This window comes from Undibacterium sp., assembly GCF_030683615.1.
Lineage (GTDB): Bacteria > Pseudomonadota > Gammaproteobacteria > Burkholderiales > Burkholderiaceae_D > Undibacterium > Undibacterium umbellatum.
Window position 1 is genome coordinate 49374 of record NZ_JAUXQE010000022.1, and the last position, 18325, is coordinate 67698.

An 18325-nucleotide genomic window follows, 5' to 3' on the forward strand; every position below is an offset into this window, starting at 1 on the left:
AGATCCACTGCAATCCAAAGCTCAACGCTCCATCAACATATCCATCATGCGCTTGGGATTTGCCAGAAAATCCCTCGTCACCTTGTAGTGTTCGGTTTCTTCATAGGCAATTTCTGCAATGCCTTCCTTGCCGCATTGGTAGATGCAGGCATCGGGATAAGCCATGAGTATGGGTGAATGGGTGGCGATGATGAATTGCGAATTGTCCTCGACCAGGTCATGGATGCGTGACAATACTGCGAGTTGCCTTTGTGGTGACAAGGCGGCCTCAGGTTCATCGAGTATATACAAGCCCTGGCCGCCGAAGCGTTCAGTCATCAGTTTCAGAAAGGATTCGCCGTGCGATTGTTCATGCAAGGAGATGCCGCCATAGGAATTGATAATCGGCGGACCACCTGGTCCTTCATCCAGTTTTTCAATTTCAGTGGCCACATTGAAGAAACTCTCGGCACGCAAAAAGAAACCATCGCGTGGCTTGCGCACACCTTTGGCAATGCGCAAATATTCATCCAGCACAGAATGCGAACGCCGCGTGCCGAAGCTGAAGTTCTTGGTGCCACCCTCGGCATTGAAACCCAAAGAAACGGCAATAGCTTCCAGCAAGGTAGATTTACCTGAGCCATTTTCACCAACAAAATAGGTGATCTTGGGATGCAGATCCACATACTCGAAGTTTTTTATAGCCGGTAATGAAAACGGGTAACGCTCAAAAGACTCGACGATATCCCTGCGCAAGCTGACGCGGCTGACATATTGTTTTGAAATCATGCTGCCTCAATAGTTTCAAGAAACATACCCGAAACTTCTATTCAAACTGCTTCTTGAATTCTGCAAACTGGGCACTCAAGTCACTAACCTGCTGTTTGAGTTGGGCAACTTCTGCTTCGAGCAGGCTGACCCTGTCATTTTTTGAACCACCAGTGCTGCCAGGGCTGCTGGCTTCGGCCTGATCCAAATTGGCTTCATCGCAAGACAGCAGATGTGCATAGCGTGGCTCTTTGGTACCTGGTGTCAGGTTCAGGCGGGCGACCAGAGGTGGATATTTGTCCATCAGGTAGTCGAGGCATTTTTCTACGTCGGCGACGCTGGCAAATTCATGCAGGCGGCCAACGCGGGCGCGGATTTCTCCTGCGGTCTGGAAGCCACGCAGCATGAGTATGGTTAGCACGGCGACCTTGGGCTGGTCGAGCATCCATTTGATGCGCATGCGGTGTTCATACTTGGCAACGCGGGCACCGGCCTGGTGGATGGCATTCACCAGCTTCTTGGCAGCCAGCCTGTCTATGGCTTCCAGCACTTCGGACTCGGTGACGGACATGACGGGGTCGCGGCTGGTGAGCTGGTTGCAGGCATTCACCAGAGTATTGAGTGACAAGGGGTAATTGTCAGGGGTGGCGGCTTCTTTTTCTGCCAGCACGCCCAGTACGCGCACTTCAACTGCGTCCAGGAATTGTGTATCTGCTGCCGGGATGGCCGACTCGCTGGTGTTTTCTGTGTTCATGGGTATTCCTCAAATGTAAGCTGCGGCTGGTTGCTATACCGCGATAGCTTGATATTATCCTTAAAAATTGAAAATGTGAGACTAGATGACGCTTACACCGCAATCTATTCAATTATTTTTCAAAAATCTTAACCCCTTTTGTTTTGCTGCTCCGTTTAATGAGTATCACCCTCGTTTTTTATGGAGAAGAAAATGAACAAATGGATATCTGTACTGGCTGCTCTGGCAATGGGAACTATGGCCACGATAAGCACGATGGCAAATGCGGGGCAGCTTGCTGGCGTCAGCATCATCAGTCAAAGCACGGGGGAAAGGCTGCCTATATGGCGTCATCAGGGTAATAATTATGTGGCAGGCAAGCCTGGAGAGCGTTATGCAGTAGAAATCACCAACAAGACGGGTGGGCGTATTTTGTCGGTCTTGTCTGTCGATGGTGTCAATGTCTTGACGGGTGCCACGGCATCGCCCCAGCAATCGGGCTATGTGCTGGCAGGAAGGCAACCAGTAGAGATCAAGGGCTGGCGCAAAAGCATGGATGAAGTGGCAGCGTTCTATTTCACCCAGTTGCCTGATTCGTATGCGGCGCGCACAGGCAGGCCAGACAATGTCGGTGTCATTGGCGTTGCCCTGTTCAGAGAATATAAGGAGCCTGTGCCTGTAGAACCCTTGTATTCACGCCGCGCCGAAGCTGCGGCCCCGGCACCTGTAGCCTCCAACTCACCTTCTGCTGAAACGATGGGCAATCTAGCAAAGAGCAAGTCTGATCTGGCAGAAAAATCCATGGATGCCAGGATAGGTACAGGCCATGGCGAACGCATAGACAGCAGCGTCAGAAATACCGATTTTCGCCGTGCCAGCCCGCAGCCTGAAGAAATCATCAGTATCCAGTATGACACCTATGCCCATCTGGTCGCACGCGGCATTATCCCGCGTGGCCGCCATCATGATGCCAATCCCTTCCCCGGTGGTTTCGTACCTGACCCGAATTAAAGCGCGGCAAATGTAGCGCACGACAAATACCTGATGTCATGCAGCACCTCTATGGGGGTTCCCCAGGCCCTCGTTCACACTAAAAATACAGGAAATTATCAATAATGAAAAAATCTGGCCACTACTTTAAAGCACCTATTTTGTGCCCCTTGTTGCTGCTGATGTTGGGCAGCTATCAGTTTGGCGATGTCGCAGAGAGCGTGGCTGCCACGGGTGATGTGATGGTAAGCCCGCAGTCGGATGCAACACACTCCAAGCAAGCAGGCAACAAGAAAAATAAACCTATCGCATCTCAGGACGGGCAAAAACCAGTGCTGGGCCCGGTTGCGGCAGAACCTGCGCCGGCGGCATCAGCCAGAATCAGGCAAGTGCGCGCAGAAGAATTGCCAGCATTGATCAATAGCTACTTTGACACGCATGAGAGTCGCAATCTCTACATACAGGTAGATAAGCCACTCTATAAACCCGGTGAAACGATCTGGTTTAAAAGCTGGGACTTGAAAGCCCGTAATTTGGCGGGTTCAGCGATTAATGAGTCAACGGCGGAACTGATCTCCCCCAAGGGCGCTAGTGTGATCAAGAAGCGCTTGCGTGTCGAGGCGGGCGGTGCAGCCAATGACTTTGAATTGCCCCCTGAGGCGCAAGGTGGTGAATACAAGATACGTATAACAAGCAGCGATGGCAAAACCCTGGAACGTGCCGTCATCGTGTCTGCCTTTGAAGCGCCACGCATAAAAAAAACTCTGGAATTTGTGAAAAAATCCTATGGTGCAGGTGAGCAGGTCAGCGCCACGATTGCCGTCAAACGCCCCACAGGCGAGATACTATCTGGCAAGCGCCTGGTCGCAGTGGCTACTGTCGATGGTGTCGAATTACCGCGAGTGAATGTCACCACAGATGCCACCGGTGAGGCGCTGGTGAAATTTGATTTACCGAAAAACATCAGCACTGGTGACGGTTTGTTGACGATACTGGTGGAAGATGGCGGCGTCACTGAATCAATTTCAAAATCCATCCCCATCCTGCAAAACAAGCTGGCGCTGTCTTTCTTCCCTGAAGGTGGCAAGATGGTTGCGGGTCTGCCTGCCCGTCTCTATTTTGAAGCCAAAACCAGATTAGGGAAACCAGCAGATGCCGAGGGCAAACTGGTTGATGACCTTGGTAACACCGTTGCCAAATTCAGCACTTATAAAAATGGTCTGGGCCGCTTGGTATTCACCCCGGCGACAGGTCGCAGTTATCACGCAGAAGTCAGCAAACCCAGCAGCGTCACTGAGCACTATGCTTTGCCGCTGGCAGAAGAAACAGGCTGTGTCATGCGCAGCTATGATGATCTGGATGGGCAGGAAAAAGCCTTGCGTGTTGCCGTGCAATGCAGCACCACGCAAAAAATCGTGGTGGCTGCCACCGTGCGCGATAAATTATTTGATGCAGGCACTATGGAGGCTGGCCCAGCCAAACCGGCAGTCATGTATTTGCAAGCCAAAGACCCTGTCACGACTTCAACTGCAGGCATCGCCCGTGTAACGCTGTTTAGCCAGAACCTGGACCCGCTGGCAGAGCGTCTGGTGTTCCGCAATCGCCGCAACCGGCTTGAGATCAAGGTAGAACAAGACAAGAAGACCTATGTGCCGCGCGGCGAAGTCGCCCTGAGCATCAGCACCAGAGATGCCAGCGGCAAAGCTGTGCCAGCAGAACTGGCGCTGTCTGTTGTCGATGACACTGTGCTGTCGTTTGCCGATGACAAGAGTGCCAATATGCTGTCGCGTCTTATGCTGGAAAGTGAATTGCCCGGCAAGATAGAAGAGCCCAATTTTTATACCGACCTGGGTGAGGACAAAAGCGCGCTGGCACTGGATATGCTGATGGGCACGCGTGGCTACAGACGCTTTGACTGGGTGCAGGTGCTCGCACCCGTACAAAAGGTTACCGTCACCGGCAACCATATCAGGCGGCAAGAGATGAATGCGGCAGCGCCTGTCTATATTGCGCCTTTGATGAAAGCTGCAGCGGTTCCGGCACCAATGGCGGCACCAATGGCAGCCCCCGTGCCTGCGCCTGCTCCCGTAGTTGCAGCAGCACCAGAGCTAAAAAAACTGGCGGCCGCTGAAGCACCAGCAGCACCGCAAAAACCTGCAATGGCAAAAATGAAAGAAGGATTTGCAGCAGGCCGTATCGTGGCCGCTCCACCTGCAGAGATGGAAGCAAGATATTTTCCAGAAACACCCAAGGCTGACAAAGACTTTGCCCGGGCAGAAGCGAAATTAGCGCTGCCACCAGCAGAGATAGCAGCAGCCTTGGCAGCAGTACGGGTGTTCCCGGTTCCGGCATATACGCCTGACTATGCAGGCCCGCGTGATGACTACCGCGACACCGTGCTTTGGGCGCCGTCAGTAAAAACCGACAAAAATGGCAAGGCCACTTTGAAGCTGGCCTTGTCGGATGCGGTCACATCCTTCCGCGTCACAGCGGAAGGTGTTGGTGGCGGGCAGGCCGGGCATAGTGAAAACGTGCTCAAATCTTCCTTGCCATTTTCTTTGTCGGCCAAGCTGCCACTGGAAATATCGGCAGGTGACAAGCCGCTGATCCCCGTCACCCTGAGCAATGAAGGCGAGCAGGCTGTCAATGTCACGCTCAACAGCAACTTTGGCAAGCTCTTGAAAGCCAGTAACAGTAACGACAAAGTGGGCGCTATCGCTGCTGGTCAGCGCAAGAGCATGTTCATCCCGCTTGAAGTCACGGGCACACAGGGTTTGTCTCAGGTGCAGTTGTCAGCGACTGCATCGGGTTTGAAAGATGAGGTCTTGCGCAGCATACCGGTGGTTGCTCCTGGCTTTCCGCAATTGCTGGAGAAGTCAGGCCAAATCAAGGGACAGGTCACGCACGACATTGATCTCAGCAAGGCCAACAAAGGCAGCGTGCAGACTTCGATCAAAGTGTACACCTCGCCACTCTCGACCATGGTGTCTGGACTGGAAGGCATGTTGCGCGAGCCGTCTGGCTGTTTCGAGCAAACCTCATCAACCAATTACCCTAACGTGATGATCATGCAATACCTCAAGCAACATGATGTTGCAGACAGCGCCTTGCTGGAACGCACCAACAAATTGCTCGATAGCGGCTACAAAAAACTGGCTGGTTTTGAATCACCGAAAAAAGGTTACGAATGGTTTGGTGGAGACCCCGGCCATGAAGCACTGACTGCCTATGGCTTGCTGGAATTTGCCGATATGAAAAATATCTATGGTTCCGTCGATAGCGCCATGCTGGCGCGTACTGCAAGCTGGCTTAAAACCAGACGTGATGGCAATGGTGGTTACCAACGTGATGCCAAGGCGCTCGACAGTTTTGGCCGTGCAGCACCAGAAGTGACTGATGCCTACATTACCTGGGCCTTGGTCAGCGCTGGTGAAAGCGGGCTGGACAAGGAAATAGGCAAATCCGTCAAGCTGGCAGAAACCACGCAAGACGCCTATCAACTGGCATTGGCAAGCGGCACCATGTTGGCACCTTCTGCAAAAACGGCGGCCTCAGAAAAAGCCCGGCGTGCCGCAATCAATAAACTGGAAGGCATGCAAAATGCCAATGGTTCGTGGACTAACGCGAATCACTCCATCACCCGCAGCGGTGGCAGCAATCTGCATATAGAAACCACATCGCTGGCGGTGCTGGCCATGTTGAAAGCAGATGGCCACCTTGAACAGGCTCGCAAAGGCATTACCTGGTTACAGGCAAACCGCAGCGGCTATGGTCAATGGGGTGCAACACAGGCCACTGTGCTGGCGCTGAAAGCAATGATCGCTTTTGACGAGGCGACCAAAGTTGCACCCACTGCTGGTAAAGTCAGCCTGCTTGTCGATGGCGTCGTGGTCAGCGAGAAAAGCTATGAGGCAGGCAAACGTGAGCCCTTGTTGTTCAATGGTTTTGAGAACCTGCTGACACCTGGCAAACATAGCATCACCCTCAAGACTGCCAGCGGCTCTGCCCTGCCCTACTCCATGGCGATTGAATATCGCAGCAATGAACCGGCCTCATCAAATGCCGCCGTCATCAATCTTGACACCCGGCTGGCGAAGGCAAATCTGAAAATGGGTGAAACTGTCAGGTTGGATGCAGTCATCAGCAACAAGACGCAAATCGGCCAGCCCATGAGTCTGGTACGTCTGGGCTTACCCGGTGGCCTGACTTTCCAGAACTGGCAGTTGAAAGAAATGCGTGAAAAAGGCCAGATCGATTTCTATGAAACCCGAGCCCGTGAAGTGATACTGTATTTCCGTGACATGAAGCCAGGCGAAGTGAAAAAACTGGCGGTGGACCTTGTGGCGACGGTGCCGGGCAGTTATACCGGGCCTGCCTCTTCTGCCTATCTGTACTATAACGATACTGACAAGACGTGGACAACTCCGCTGGCAATACGCATCGCGCCCTAATACAAGGGAAAGGCCGGCCTGGGCGTTTTTCTGGCAAGTTAATGATTGCCAGAAAAACGCTGAAAGCTGCTTGCTTGCGCTACAGTTTCACCTTAACGGCACATGGAAATTATGCTGGTGAGACGGAATTTTCCGTTAAACTAGCAGCCATGATGACCGAACCCCAGACAGACGAGGCCTTGATGCTGCTCTATTGCGATGGCGACCTGCTCGCCTTCAAAGAGTTGTACCAGCGCCATCGCCTGGGTTTGTATCGCTTTATAGACTGGCGTTCACCGCGTCAGGAATGGGTGGATGAGATTGTGCAGGACAGCTGGGCTGCACTGCATGCGGCCAGGTCGCAATACACCGCGCTTGCCAGCTTCAAGACCTACTTGTACCAGATTGCCCGCAACCGCCTGATCGACATATTGCGTCACAGGGAAAGCCTGCTCGACAGTGACCCGGATCAATATGAACATACACTGGAAAGCACGCAAGAATCGACACCGCTGACCAGGTCACCAGAAACCCGGCTGGAAAAAAAACAGCAGACCGAGCGTCTGCATGAAGCCATCAGGAACCTGCCCAGCGAACAGAAAGAAGCGCTGGTCTTGCAGCAATTCAATGGCCTGAGTCTGGAAGAAATTGCCGCCATTACCGCCGTATCCACGGAGACCGTAAAAAGCAGATTGCGTTATGCCATGCAAAAATTGCGCACAGAATTGCATGCCCAGAAACAGGGGGAGCCAGCATGACATCTAGGAACGACGACATGCACGAAGCTGAATTTGAGGATTTCCTGCAAGGTAAGGGCGAACTCGCCAGCCTGCTGCAAGATTTGCCGCAAGCACAACCGACGGCAGAGCTGGATACGGCTATCATCGCGCAGGCCGAACGTGCTCTTGCAGCCCCATTAGCGACAGCGACTTCGCCAGCAATTGTGCCAGCGGCAGCCAATGATGTCATTGGCCCTGAAGGCAGCGGCAATCCGCCATCATTTTTATGGCGCTGGAAGCTGCCACTGAGTCTGGCTGCGAGCGTACTGTTTGCCATACCCGTGGTCATGCAGCAGAACCAGGAAACTTTCCCGACAGACCCTGTGACTGTGGCCGCTCCAGATGCGCATGTGCCACAAGAAAAGATCATTTCAGCATTACCACAACTAGCTCAGGCAGATTTGGCGAAGCAGGCTAAGGTCGCCGCCGAGCTTGCGCCACCAGAAGCAGCGAGCATGGACAATGCTATGCCGCCAGCTATGGAAACCAGCAAGGCCAAAGAAAGCAGGAAAGCCGACGACTCCAAACGTGCCAGCGTCGCCAATCCACGCAGTGAATACAAACTGGCTGAACGACAGGCCGAGCCAACTCCACCGCCGCCAACCATATTGGCGGCAGCACCGGAACCCACGAAGGTGACGATCACAGGCTCAGCGATACGCAGACAAGAAGTGTCTTCAGCCGCCCCTGTGCAAACAAACAGCAATGTCGCGGGCGCTGAAGAAAAAGAAGCCGCAGAAAACCATTACGCCAGTAATGCAAAAATGCGGGCACTCACTGCGAATGCCAGCCATGCCAAAGCAGAGGCCGCAGGCATGCTGGCAAAATCCAGTGAAACAGCGTCGACAGATAAAAAATCTGATCTACCTGCGGCAGCACCATTCCCTGCCGCTCAGCCAGCGCCTAGCATTGTCATGGCAGCACCGCCTGTGGCAGCTGCACCACCGCTGTCCGCAGCCCTGGCACCGGAACCGCATCCTGGCGCCTATGACTGGTTGCAGAAAATCGAGCAACTCTTGAAGAACCACCGTAACAAGGAGGCACTGGATGAGTGGCGCAAATTCCGTGTTATCTATCCGGCATTCACCGTTGACCAATCCCTGCAAAAGCAGATAGACGCATTGCAAAAATATAAGGATCAATGACAAAAATTTGTCATTGATCCTCACAGTCACCTTGGTCTATGTTCTGTCCTGCCGGACGATATTGCTATCTGAAATAGCTTACTGACGAAAAGTGCTGGCCGGTATGGATACCGGTGCACTGCCACAGGCAGGTACATTAATCACACGATTTGCCCCCACTTCCCAAGCCAGGGGTTTAATGCCCTGGGTAATGTACTTGTATTCATAAGTGGTGCTGGCATTCAGATTGCGCGACACCGTCCACAGAGGCCATAGGCTACCTGACAATTTGGTGGCCGTTGCAGTATTCCAGTTACCCAGTTCTGCCCCGCTGCCGGTGAGATACACATCCTGCCCCACCACGGTCATGTTATTGGTCACCTGGAAATTCACCTGTACCTGACAAGCACCTGCCAGCGTTTTCGCACTGGCCGCAATGCTGTTGGCTGACACATTATTGGCATTATCGACTGCCGCAACGGTATAGCTATACGTGGTGGATGGTGACAAGCCGCTGTCAACAAAGCTGGTACTGGTGCTGAATACTGAGCTGCCACCATTGCGTGCAATGTTGTAGCCCTTCATGCCGCTGCCACCAGCATTGTCTGTTGCTGCACTCCAGCTCAGGTTGATGCTGCTACTGCTGGCAGCATTTGCTGTCAACCCGCCCGGAACAGATGGTGCGGTAGTGTCATTCGATGGGCCACCGAGTTTCTGGTTGATGTGCAAAGCCACTGCGGGTACGGTGCTGCCGCCATTCGCGGGTATGCTGAGCGTGACCATGCCATTTTCCGCCACCACCACTGCATCGGCAGTACAAGCGGTTTTGCCAGCGTTGGCGACACCATGCACGACATTGCAGTAAGTACCGGCAGGCAGCAAGGTCTGGAAGCTCTGGTTCCATGCACTGAACTCATTATTGATGGCGACAAAGCCTTTGCTGCCACGGTTAAAGGCGATCTGGTTGGCGCTACCGCTGGTAAAGTTATCGACACCCTGGCCCGATGTCACCGCACGAAAAGCCACCATATTGGCGATGTCAGCCCAGCGATGGATGAAATCCCATTGCTGGTTGATCAGTGGATTGCCATTCGCATCAAAGGGGCTGGCGGCTGGTGCGTCGGCATTGGTGTCCGTGAAGATAAAACCGGAATGCACTTGCGCCTCACCATAAGGCCAGGCCAGCATGAAGATATTCGCCAGGTCATAGCGTTTGCTGCCTTGCGTGTCATTGGCGGCACCACTGCGGTTGCTGGCATTCATGGAATCGCCATTGCGCTCAGTGTCCCAGTTATTGATAAACACGGTGGCCTTGCTGCTGTCTGTGAAGAAGCCCCAGGTACCACCCCAGTTGCCGGGCGTGCCCATGATGCTGCGTATTTGTGAAATGCTGGCGCCATTCAGGTTGCGGAAAGTTTCTTTCATCGCCGTTGGATACTTGAATTCATTGATGGTGCCTATGCTCAGGTAAGAATTGCGATCTACCGTGCCATCAGTGATGATTTCCTGGGTAATCCATAAAGGCTCGCCCGAAGTGGTGGTATGTGTCACGCCATTCACGATGGTTTGCAAATCACTCTGGCGTATATGTTTGGCTGCATCAAAGCGGAAGCCATCTATGCCCATGCCTATCAGGCTGGTCAAATAATTCCTGATCTGGCCCTGCACATAGCTGGCCCCCGTATCCAGATCGGGCAAACCAACTAGTCGGCACTGGGTGACGGCATTGCGGTTATTGCTGTAATCACTACCCTGGATATCACAGGCCGGATGGAAATCAGCGGCGCTGAAACGCGGGTAACTGCTGCCCGCGACCCAGTTTGCACCAGCGGTAGAAGTACCACTGCCTGCTGCCAGGTGATTGACGACGATATCCGCATACACACGCACACCGGCTGCGTGGCAAGTATTGATCATGGCTTGCAGTTCAACACCTGTGCCCATCTTGCTGGTCAGATTGGTGTAATCGACAGGCTGATAAATATCCCACCAGTTACTGCCACGATTGGCAGAACTGGGTGGTGAAATCTGCACGCCACCATAGCCTTGCGGACCAAGGAAATTGGTACATTCTTTTGCGATATCGGTCCACTTCCAGTGAAACATCTGCACCGACGTGTCACGCGGATTAAAGGCATGAGCAGGTGCACTTGCCGCCACAATAGTCATGCCAGCCACACTGCAAAGAAATGCTCTTTGTAATGCGCCCCTGATACCGCCTTTGATACTTTTTGTGCTTGTATTTTGATTCATATTGTCCCCTCACTATTTGCCTTGGCAAACTCTAATCCTGAAGATTTGAATTGCCCCCAATTTCATGCAGCTCGATTCATGCCTTGCCTCAACAGCCCCAAACTCACCGCCCGTCTTGCCTGACGACACCATTGATGGCAAACCAGGGTGAAAAATCCACCATGCCTGCAAGGCTTACCAGCCCTTATCGCTCATGATTTGCTACATAAGTTTTTGATAAGCTTAAAAATTGTGCAGTAGTTTTAATACAAAAACTATTAAAATATAAATATATTCATGCTGTTGTGCAGCACAGGCCAATTAGATTTTTCAGTAAATCATTCTAGGTATTCACGGAAGTTGCATCTATTCACGGTTGCTAACACACAACAATACGCGTTCAGTAATTTGACTACATTTTGTTTGTTTTGAATGAGTTCTGCCAATATGGGTGTCTGGCAGACCGTGTCTATAGATAAGAGGTCGAAAAATCTACTTAAAACCTTTTGCGGCAATCGGCACTTCAAAATCATCAATATCAATTGATGGCTGGCAATATAAATGAGATGAGATTTGAGCTCGATTTTCATAGTGCAGCCTGGGTCAGCAAGGGCTGCTGAACAAACAGAACAATAAGTCCCACATTTGCATGCGTCGCAAAAAAACATCACAAATTTGAATAAATTCTTCATGCCATGCTTGTTTTTATATAAAAGCTGTGGCAAGATACGTACATCAACCAAGCAACACCACACTATTTAGGAATGATCGTGAAAACAACTTTGACACAACAATTGATACAAAACTTGCGCAAGACAGCGCGGGCTTTGGCGTCGGTTGCCAAAGTTGGCAGTGCAGCAGGCGACACATGGAATACCTATGAAGCCTCGTATCGCACGGATACAAGCACAATTAAAGATACAGATAGTGAGATGTTCAATGATGTCAGCCCAATTAATTTTGCGGCCACATGGTTTAGCAACACAAGCATTCGAGGGAAAACCCTAAAGGTCACAGGCGGCAGATAAAGCCACCAAGACCCTAGCGCTGAAAAGCCCGGATGCCCTGAAAAGCTCCGGGCTTTTTGATTTTTTGGCGTCTTTTTCTATTTTAGATTTTTTGTTTGCTTGCAGCACAACAAGGCAAACCACAGCAGTTAAACCCGCCAACGCGGTCGTGACCGGACAACACCGGATCATGGAAGCTCTTTAACAATTTGGGAAGTTCAACAGTTTTATCCCAAGGGCAGGAACATCTGCTTTTGGGGTAAGGCTGAATACAAAAACTCGTTTCATCATTGAAGATGAAACACGTTTATATGCGGGTGTAGCTCAAAGGTAGAGCTGAAGCCTTCCAAGCTTACGGTAAGAGTTCAATTCTCTTCTCCCGCTCCATCATGAAAGTGACTTTACAAGTACTTACTCTTGCCGAGGTTTTTTTCATGATGTCTTTGTCGTCCAGTGGACTGTCACACTGAAAGCGGAAGTGAAGGACATGTGCCCGGCGAACCAGGGCAAGGCGCAAAACACAGCGATAGCGGTGCTATCGCGAGTATTTGCAACGCCGCCATGGTCGGCGCGCACATGGCAGACACTTCTGCTTTTCACTGTGACAGTTCACTTAGGTTAGGACAGCTGACTTTCTATCAGCTAATGGCGGTTCGATTCCGCTCAGAGACTCCAGTATCAACAGTTTTACGGATGGTTGCCCGAACGGTAAGGGGTGCGGCTGTAACCCGCAAGCATGCCAGACATAGGTGGTTCAATTCCATCACCATCCACCATTTTGTGTCTCAAGCTAAACAGGTGAAAGCGCCGTTTTGAAAAATCGGAGAGCGTGGATCGTTACCACGGGGACGCACCATATTATTCGCGGTAAATAACATGGCATTTACAAGTCATGTGCAATTGCCTTACAGATTGCGGGGGTGTAGCTCAGTTGGGAGAGCGCCTGCTTTGCATGCAGTATGTCGACGGTTCGATTCCGTCCATCTCCACCATTTTCTCATTTCAATAACAGGAGTAAATCATGAAACGAAAGACCAGGCATCTTCAGATGCCACACTTCACCATCACGCGGGATGTAGCTCAAAGGTAGAGCATTCGGCTTTTAACCGAACGGCGAGAGTTCGATTCTCTCTATCCCGACCAGTAAGAATACCGATTAAAGCGCAGTCGTTTTAACCGATATTTTTAAGAATTCCCCGATAGCTCAGTCGGCAGAGCGGCGTACTGTTAATGCGCATGTCCCTGGTTCGAATCCAGGTCGAGGAGCCATTTTGTCCCTTTAGCTCAGTGGGAGAGCAACCGGCTCATAACCGGTGGGTCGCTGGTTCGAAACCAGCAAGGGGCACCATTTTATCTTTACTTGCATAGCTCAATTGGTCAGAGCGTTGCCTTGATAAGGCAGAGGCTGGTGGTTCAATTCCATCTGCAAGTACCAGTTTTTGTATGCATTTCATCAGTATGAAATGCATAGCCATTATCTCAGTAGCTCAATTGGCAGAGTCGCGGTCTCCAAAACCGAAGGTTGCAGGTTCAAGTCCTGCCTGGGATGCCAAACATTTTTCTCGCCTTAGCTCAGTTGGAAGAGCGCAACAATACGAATGTTGAGGCCGCAGGTTCGACCCCTGCAGGCGGGTCCAGTTTTACCGTGTGATCATGTGATCCTCACTACCTCACCAGTGGGATGTGCAGACGCACATGCGCGGTATTTTTTGAAGGAAGATTCGCATAATGGTATTGCACCGGGTTGCTAACCCGGCATGGTTCTCCCGAGCCTGTGTGCGTTCGAGTCGCACATCTTCCGCCAGTTTTTTGCCGGCTTAGCTCAGTTTGGTAGAGCAACTGATTTGTAATCAGTGGGTCGCGGGTTCGAGTCCTGCAGCCGGCACCAGTTTTGCCCTATTAACTCAATGGTAGAGTCCCCGCCTGTCTAGCGGGTTGCCAGCGGTTCGATTCCGCTATAGGGCGCCATATATGGAAGCGTGGCAGAGTGGTTTATTGCAACTGTCTTGAAAACAGTAGGCCCGATGGGGCCCGTGAGTTCGAATCTCACCGCTTCCTCCATTTAGTAAGTAGCATCACATGATTCATGTTTACGGAGCAGTCTCCATATAGGTTGCGCTCCATATCGTTTCATGTTTCAGGGATTATTCTGATGCTCTTCCGGCCACCAGGCATTTCGAAAGTTTATCTGCCTGGTAGCACATATCATTACGCGCCAGTAGCTCAAAGGATAGAGCCCCGGTCTTCTACACCGACTGTTGCAGGTTCAAGTCCTGCGTGACGCACCATCTTTGATCGCCACACACAGACCCGTTTCGGCCTTGCCGATTCGTGGCGGTCATTTCCCCATCCCTTGACCATACGAGATTTAGCTCAGTTGGCAGAGCATTCGCTTCATATGCGAGCGGTCGCTGGTTCAAATCCAGCAATCTCGTCCACTATTTCCAGTTTTCATCCCCCACTTAATTCCATTCGCTTACAATTGCCGTCATTCAAAAATACATAAAAATAAAAAGGAATCCCCATGAGAAAATTAGTCACTATCAGAACCGTCAGCAGCATCAGGCCTATCCCTGATGCAGATGCCATAGAATGCGCCAGCATGGATGGCTGGTCTGTAGTCGTCAAGAAAAATGAATTCCAGGTTGGCGATGCCTGTGTCTATTTTGAGATCGATTCCTTTTTGCCTTTGAGCGATGCACGCTTTGCTTTTCTTGAAAAAAACAAAATCATCTGGAATGAAAAAACCGGAATAAGGCTGCGCACCATTAAACTGCGTGGTCAGGTTTCACAGGGCATGATACTGCCGCTGAAAAGTTTCCCGGAACTGACTGAACACAGCAATGCCAAAGATATGGATTTCAGTGAAATGCTGGGCATAGAAAAATGGGAACCCGTCATTCCAGCCTCACTGTCTGGTGAAGTGGAGGGAGCGTTCCCTGAATACATACGCAAGACGGATCAGGAGCGTATACAAAACCTGACTGAAATCTTGAGCATTCAGACACAGGAAAAATTTGAAGTCACAATCAAACTAGATGGTTCCAGCATGACAGTCTTTCACAATGCAGGTGTCTCTGGTGTGTGCGGCAGGAACTGGTGGATCAGGGAATCTGAAGCCAATAGCCTGTGGCGCGTGGCAAAGCAAAATCAAATACTGACTGCGCTGCTTGCCTATGGCCGCAACCTTGCATTGCAAGGTGAGATTATCGGTGAAGGCATACAGGGCAACCCTGAAAAGATGCGAGGTCAGGATTTTTACCTGTTCGATATTTTTGATATTGATGCCAGTAGATATCTGGGCAGGACAGAACGTCAGGAGGTACTGGCCGGACTACGCGCCCTGGGGGCTACTGTGAATGAAGTACCCTGGCTGGAAAACATGACGCTGGAAAGATTTGGCGGTGAAGTCGCCAAAGTACTTGACTATGCTGAGGGCGGTTCATTGAACCCAGCTACGGCTAGGGAAGGCGTAGTCTTCAAACGTCTGGATGGCAGCATGTCGTTCAAGGCGATTTCAAACACATATTTGCTGAAACACGGAAACAGGTAGGAAGATCATGGGTGGTAATGCATTAAAAGCTGAGTCAGTTCGTTTGCCTGCTGCACGCTATCGCGAAGTGGAACATGAAGCCGTCGCTATATTGCAGCGGAATTTTCCACAACGCCGTATCGAGGCTGTCATCGCTTATGCTGACAAGGCAAACTTTGGTGATCTCGATATCCTGATCGAAGCTGATACCGGCTACGATGCCAGGCAATTTGCAGATGCATTGCGAGCGATAGAAATTGTCGCGAATGGTGATGTCACCAGCATAGGCCTGGCTATAGCAGAAGGTGTATTCCAGCTTGATCTGATCAGGACAGAATCTGGCTCATTTGATTTTGCTTCCCGCTATTTTGGCTTGAATGATTTTGGCAATCTTATAGGCCGCATCGCGCATAAATTTGGTGCCAAGTTTGGACATCTGGGCTTGCTGTATCCATTACGTGCACCGGATGACAAAGATCATTTGATTGCTGAATTGTGCATCACCAGGGATTTTAGTGAGGCACTGAAGCTGCTGGGCTATGATGCCCTGCTGTATGAGAACATGCGCGTGAATGGGGAATTCAGAAACCTGCAAGATATATTTCGCTATGTCGTGTCTTCACCCTATGTGAATCGGGAGATCTACCTGCTGGATAACCGCAATCACAAGGCCAGGATACGCGATGCCAAGCGGACGACTTACAATGCCTTTTTGTTGTGGCTGGATGAGCAGAAAGAAATCACATTGCCAGCCTATCCCTGGGCAGAAGCTGGCACGGCTGCGCGTGATGCACAAAAAGAGAATTTTCTGGAAACGACTTTCATGCTCTTTCCTGATTTCAGGCTGGCTTATGTACAGGCGCTGGAAAAATACGCCCGAAAGAAACGATTGAAGCAGCAATTCAATGGTGAGCTTGCGGCAGAAATTACCGGCCTGTCAGGAAAACGGCTAGGTGAATTAATGGCGCAAGTGCGTCATTCATTTGCTGATGAAGCCAGCTTTGAAAACTTCTTTCTTGAAGCTGACTCTGACGCTGTCAAAGCCAGATTCTTAAAGGAAGCGGCGGTACTCACGTCATCATGAACTTCTCAAATAAGCTACAAAGAAGCCGCTTGCATAACTAAGGTGTCACCAGCCCATCCATACGGATCACTTCAAAACTGCTGCCTTTGACACTGCCCAGTTCTGACACCAGTTTATCGTTATTCCAGCGTGCATCGGGTGCGCCGCTGATGTACCAGTTGGAGCCATTGTCGGCCACTAGCATGCCAAAGGTTTTCATGGCTTGAAGAATGGCTTTGCTTTCATTAGAAAATTTGCTGGTAACTGACTTTCAGGCTCACGCAAATGCCCATGGGTGGCATAGTATTAATGGTTTTCGATGATGCCAGTGTACCGCTGGTGGCACATAGGGGCGGCGTATGCGGCTGACCGTAAAACAGAAGGCATGACGTATGCCACTGCTGGCAGCTTCTTCATAACTTACCAGGCAGGTGAAGATGGGTTAGCCTGCGGTATCGGCACTGGTTCAGCCTGATTTGCCACTTGACCTTGGGTTGGCTGCCAGCGACGACAACATAGGGGATGCCTATCGGTGCGCCGTCATACAAGCCGGCGCCAAAGTCAGGATGCAAACCTGTACTTAATCCTTTGCTGGCAACCAGGTCGTCAGAGGCAGGATCAACAGAAACAGCCGTTATATCAGTGTTCCAGCCAATGTTGACGGGGAAAAGCAGGCAGTTTTGACAAGGAATGTGGTTGCATGGTTTTACTCTTGGCATACGGCACGGGAAAATCAGACTAGTCTTGAAATCCTGAGCCGACAATACGAATTGCATTTCCTTACAAATTGTCAGACTGAAAACAGGTATCATTTTATGCAAAACCATTATCAAAGATCATCATGAACACGACTACCCTGCCACTGGAAGAACAAGAACATCCGATAGATCCTGTCATACGCGCAGAGATCAATGCGACTTTACAGCGCATAGAGCAGATGCACGATGTCAAAGTCTTGTTCGCGTGCGAATCAGGCAGCCGTGGCTGGGGCTTTGCTTCGCCTGACAGTGATTACGATGTACGTTTTATCTATGCCAACAAACTCGATTGGTACCTGACTGTCTTCCCTGGTCGCGATGTCATCGAATTGCCTGTCAATGAAATCTATGATGTCAGCGGCTGGGATGTGCGCAAGGCTCTGGGCTTGCTGCGCAATGGTAATGCGACCTTGATAGAGTGGCTGTCTTCACCAGTAGTGTATGCTGCTGATCCGGTATTCCTGCAAGCCTTGCAGGCAGCGTCACGCGAAGTGCACAGGCCGGAGCGCGCTTACTACCATTACCTGCACATGGCCAGCAAAAACTATCGCGAGCACTTGCAAGGAGAGATGGTCAAACTGAAAAAATACCTTTACGTATTGCGTCCCTTGCTGGCTTGTTTGTGGATAGAGCAAGACCTGGGTCCGGTGCCCATGCGCTTTCAGGACATGGTGGATGCAACAATTGAAGACAAGGAATTGCTGGCATCCATCGCCGAATTACTCGTCATCAAGCGCCGCGCCAAGGAATCTGAATTATCAGTCCCCATGCCTGTCATCAACAGCTTCATCGAAAGCCAGTTGCAAAGGCTGGATGGTGTCCGGACTAATAGCACGGGAGATATGGATTTCTCGGTACTGGACAGGCTATTGCTTGATACTGTCATGAAAAAAACTGCTTAAAAAACACGGCATTTGGACCTGCAAACAG

General features: G+C 51.0%; 13 protein-coding genes and 14 tRNA genes. 22 read left to right on the top strand and 5 right to left on the bottom strand.

Going from position 1 to position 18325, the window contains the following annotated elements; translation table 11 throughout:
- Positions 1-21 precede the first annotated feature (21 nt).
- Complete coding sequence (locus Q8K39_RS11805) at positions 22-768, bottom strand: AAA family ATPase (RefSeq protein WP_305260400.1); 747 nt, start codon at positions 766-768, stop codon at positions 22-24.
- Between the two features lie 37 nt (positions 769-805).
- Entirely contained in the window at positions 806-1501 is a 696-nt protein-coding gene (locus Q8K39_RS11810) for a YceH family protein (RefSeq protein ID WP_305260402.1), read from the bottom strand.
- A gap of 192 nt (positions 1502-1693) precedes the next feature.
- Between Q8K39_RS11810 and Q8K39_RS11815 the strand changes: the two genes are divergently transcribed.
- The 4 genes from Q8K39_RS11815 to Q8K39_RS11830 all read left to right on the top strand — a co-directional run bounded on the left by Q8K39_RS11815 (position 1694) and on the right by Q8K39_RS11830 (position 8824).
- Positions 1694-2491 carry a hypothetical protein gene (locus Q8K39_RS11815; protein WP_305260404.1) on the top strand — a complete coding sequence of 266 codons (798 nt, stop codon included), beginning with the start codon at positions 1694-1696 and terminating at the stop codon, positions 2489-2491.
- Between the two features lie 104 nt (positions 2492-2595).
- Positions 2596-6921 (top strand): MG2 domain-containing protein, encoded by a 4326-nt coding sequence (locus Q8K39_RS11820; protein WP_305260406.1) that lies wholly within the window; start codon positions 2596-2598, stop codon positions 6919-6921.
- A gap of 41 nt (positions 6922-6962) precedes the next feature.
- Entirely contained in the window at positions 6963-7658 is a 696-nt protein-coding gene (locus tag Q8K39_RS11825) for a sigma-70 family RNA polymerase sigma factor (protein WP_305260409.1), read from the top strand.
- Positions 7655-8824 (top strand): hypothetical protein, encoded by a 1170-nt coding sequence (locus tag Q8K39_RS11830; protein ID WP_305260411.1) that lies wholly within the window; start codon positions 7655-7657, stop codon positions 8822-8824. Before Q8K39_RS11825 ends, Q8K39_RS11830 begins: the two co-directional genes overlap by 4 nt.
- Positions 8825-8902: 78 nt before the next feature.
- Here Q8K39_RS11830 and Q8K39_RS11835 read toward each other — a convergent pair whose 3' ends face one another.
- Entirely contained in the window at positions 8903-11056 is a 2154-nt protein-coding gene (locus tag Q8K39_RS11835) for a carbohydrate-binding module family 20 domain-containing protein (protein WP_305260413.1), read from the bottom strand.
- A 749-nt stretch (positions 11057-11805) separates the two neighbouring features.
- Here Q8K39_RS11835 and Q8K39_RS11840 point away from each other — a divergent pair.
- The 17 genes from Q8K39_RS11840 to Q8K39_RS11920 all read left to right on the top strand — a co-directional run bounded on the left by Q8K39_RS11840 (position 11806) and on the right by Q8K39_RS11920 (position 16658).
- A complete protein-coding gene (locus tag Q8K39_RS11840; protein ID WP_305260415.1) occupies positions 11806-12063 on the top strand; it encodes a hypothetical protein in 258 nt (85 codons plus the stop codon).
- Positions 12064-12355: 292 nt separating this feature from the next.
- A tRNA-Gly gene (locus Q8K39_RS11845) sits at positions 12356-12429 on the top strand.
- 304 nt (positions 12430-12733) lie between these two features.
- Positions 12734-12818: transfer RNA gene (locus tag Q8K39_RS11850), tRNA-Tyr, on the top strand.
- A gap of 140 nt (positions 12819-12958) precedes the next feature.
- Positions 12959-13034 (top strand) — tRNA-Ala (locus Q8K39_RS11855).
- A 77-nt stretch (positions 13035-13111) separates the two neighbouring features.
- Positions 13112-13185 (top strand) — tRNA-Lys (locus Q8K39_RS11860).
- A gap of 50 nt (positions 13186-13235) precedes the next feature.
- A tRNA-Asn gene (locus Q8K39_RS11865) sits at positions 13236-13311 on the top strand.
- Between the two features lie 4 nt (positions 13312-13315).
- Positions 13316-13390, top strand: a tRNA-Ile gene (locus tag Q8K39_RS11870).
- Between the two features lie 10 nt (positions 13391-13400).
- Positions 13401-13477 (top strand) — tRNA-Ile (locus Q8K39_RS11875).
- 41 nt (positions 13478-13518) lie between these two features.
- Positions 13519-13594: transfer RNA gene (locus tag Q8K39_RS11880), tRNA-Trp, on the top strand.
- Between the two features lie 9 nt (positions 13595-13603).
- A tRNA-Arg gene (locus Q8K39_RS11885) sits at positions 13604-13679 on the top strand.
- 77 nt (positions 13680-13756) lie between these two features.
- Positions 13757-13846: transfer RNA gene (locus Q8K39_RS11890), tRNA-Ser, on the top strand.
- A 7-nt stretch (positions 13847-13853) separates the two neighbouring features.
- Positions 13854-13930, top strand: a tRNA-Thr gene (locus Q8K39_RS11895).
- A 5-nt stretch (positions 13931-13935) separates the two neighbouring features.
- Positions 13936-14010 (top strand) — tRNA-Asp (locus Q8K39_RS11900).
- A gap of 5 nt (positions 14011-14015) precedes the next feature.
- Positions 14016-14103, top strand: a tRNA-Ser gene (locus tag Q8K39_RS11905).
- A gap of 301 nt (positions 14104-14404) precedes the next feature.
- Positions 14405-14480: transfer RNA gene (locus Q8K39_RS11910), tRNA-Met, on the top strand.
- A gap of 86 nt (positions 14481-14566) precedes the next feature.
- On the top strand, positions 14567-15595 hold the full coding sequence (locus tag Q8K39_RS11915; protein WP_305260417.1) for an RNA ligase (ATP): 1029 nt from the start codon (positions 14567-14569) through the stop codon (positions 15593-15595).
- A gap of 7 nt (positions 15596-15602) precedes the next feature.
- Positions 15603-16658 carry a hypothetical protein gene (locus Q8K39_RS11920; protein ID WP_305260419.1) on the top strand — a complete coding sequence of 352 codons (1056 nt, stop codon included), beginning with the start codon at positions 15603-15605 and terminating at the stop codon, positions 16656-16658.
- A gap of 37 nt (positions 16659-16695) precedes the next feature.
- Here the strand turns inward: Q8K39_RS11920 and Q8K39_RS11925 are convergent, their stop codons facing one another.
- Positions 16696-16857, bottom strand: a complete 162-nt coding sequence (locus Q8K39_RS11925; protein ID WP_305260421.1) for a hypothetical protein — start codon at positions 16855-16857, stop codon at positions 16696-16698.
- Positions 16858-17050: 193 nt separating this feature from the next.
- Entirely contained in the window at positions 17051-17413 is a 363-nt protein-coding gene (locus Q8K39_RS11930) for a hypothetical protein (protein ID WP_305260423.1), read from the bottom strand.
- Positions 17414-17478: 65 nt separating this feature from the next.
- Between Q8K39_RS11930 and Q8K39_RS11935 the strand changes: the two genes are divergently transcribed.
- A complete protein-coding gene (locus tag Q8K39_RS11935) occupies positions 17479-18297 on the top strand; it encodes a nucleotidyltransferase domain-containing protein (RefSeq protein ID WP_305260425.1) in 819 nt (272 codons plus the stop codon).
- Positions 18298-18325 lie beyond the last annotated feature (28 nt).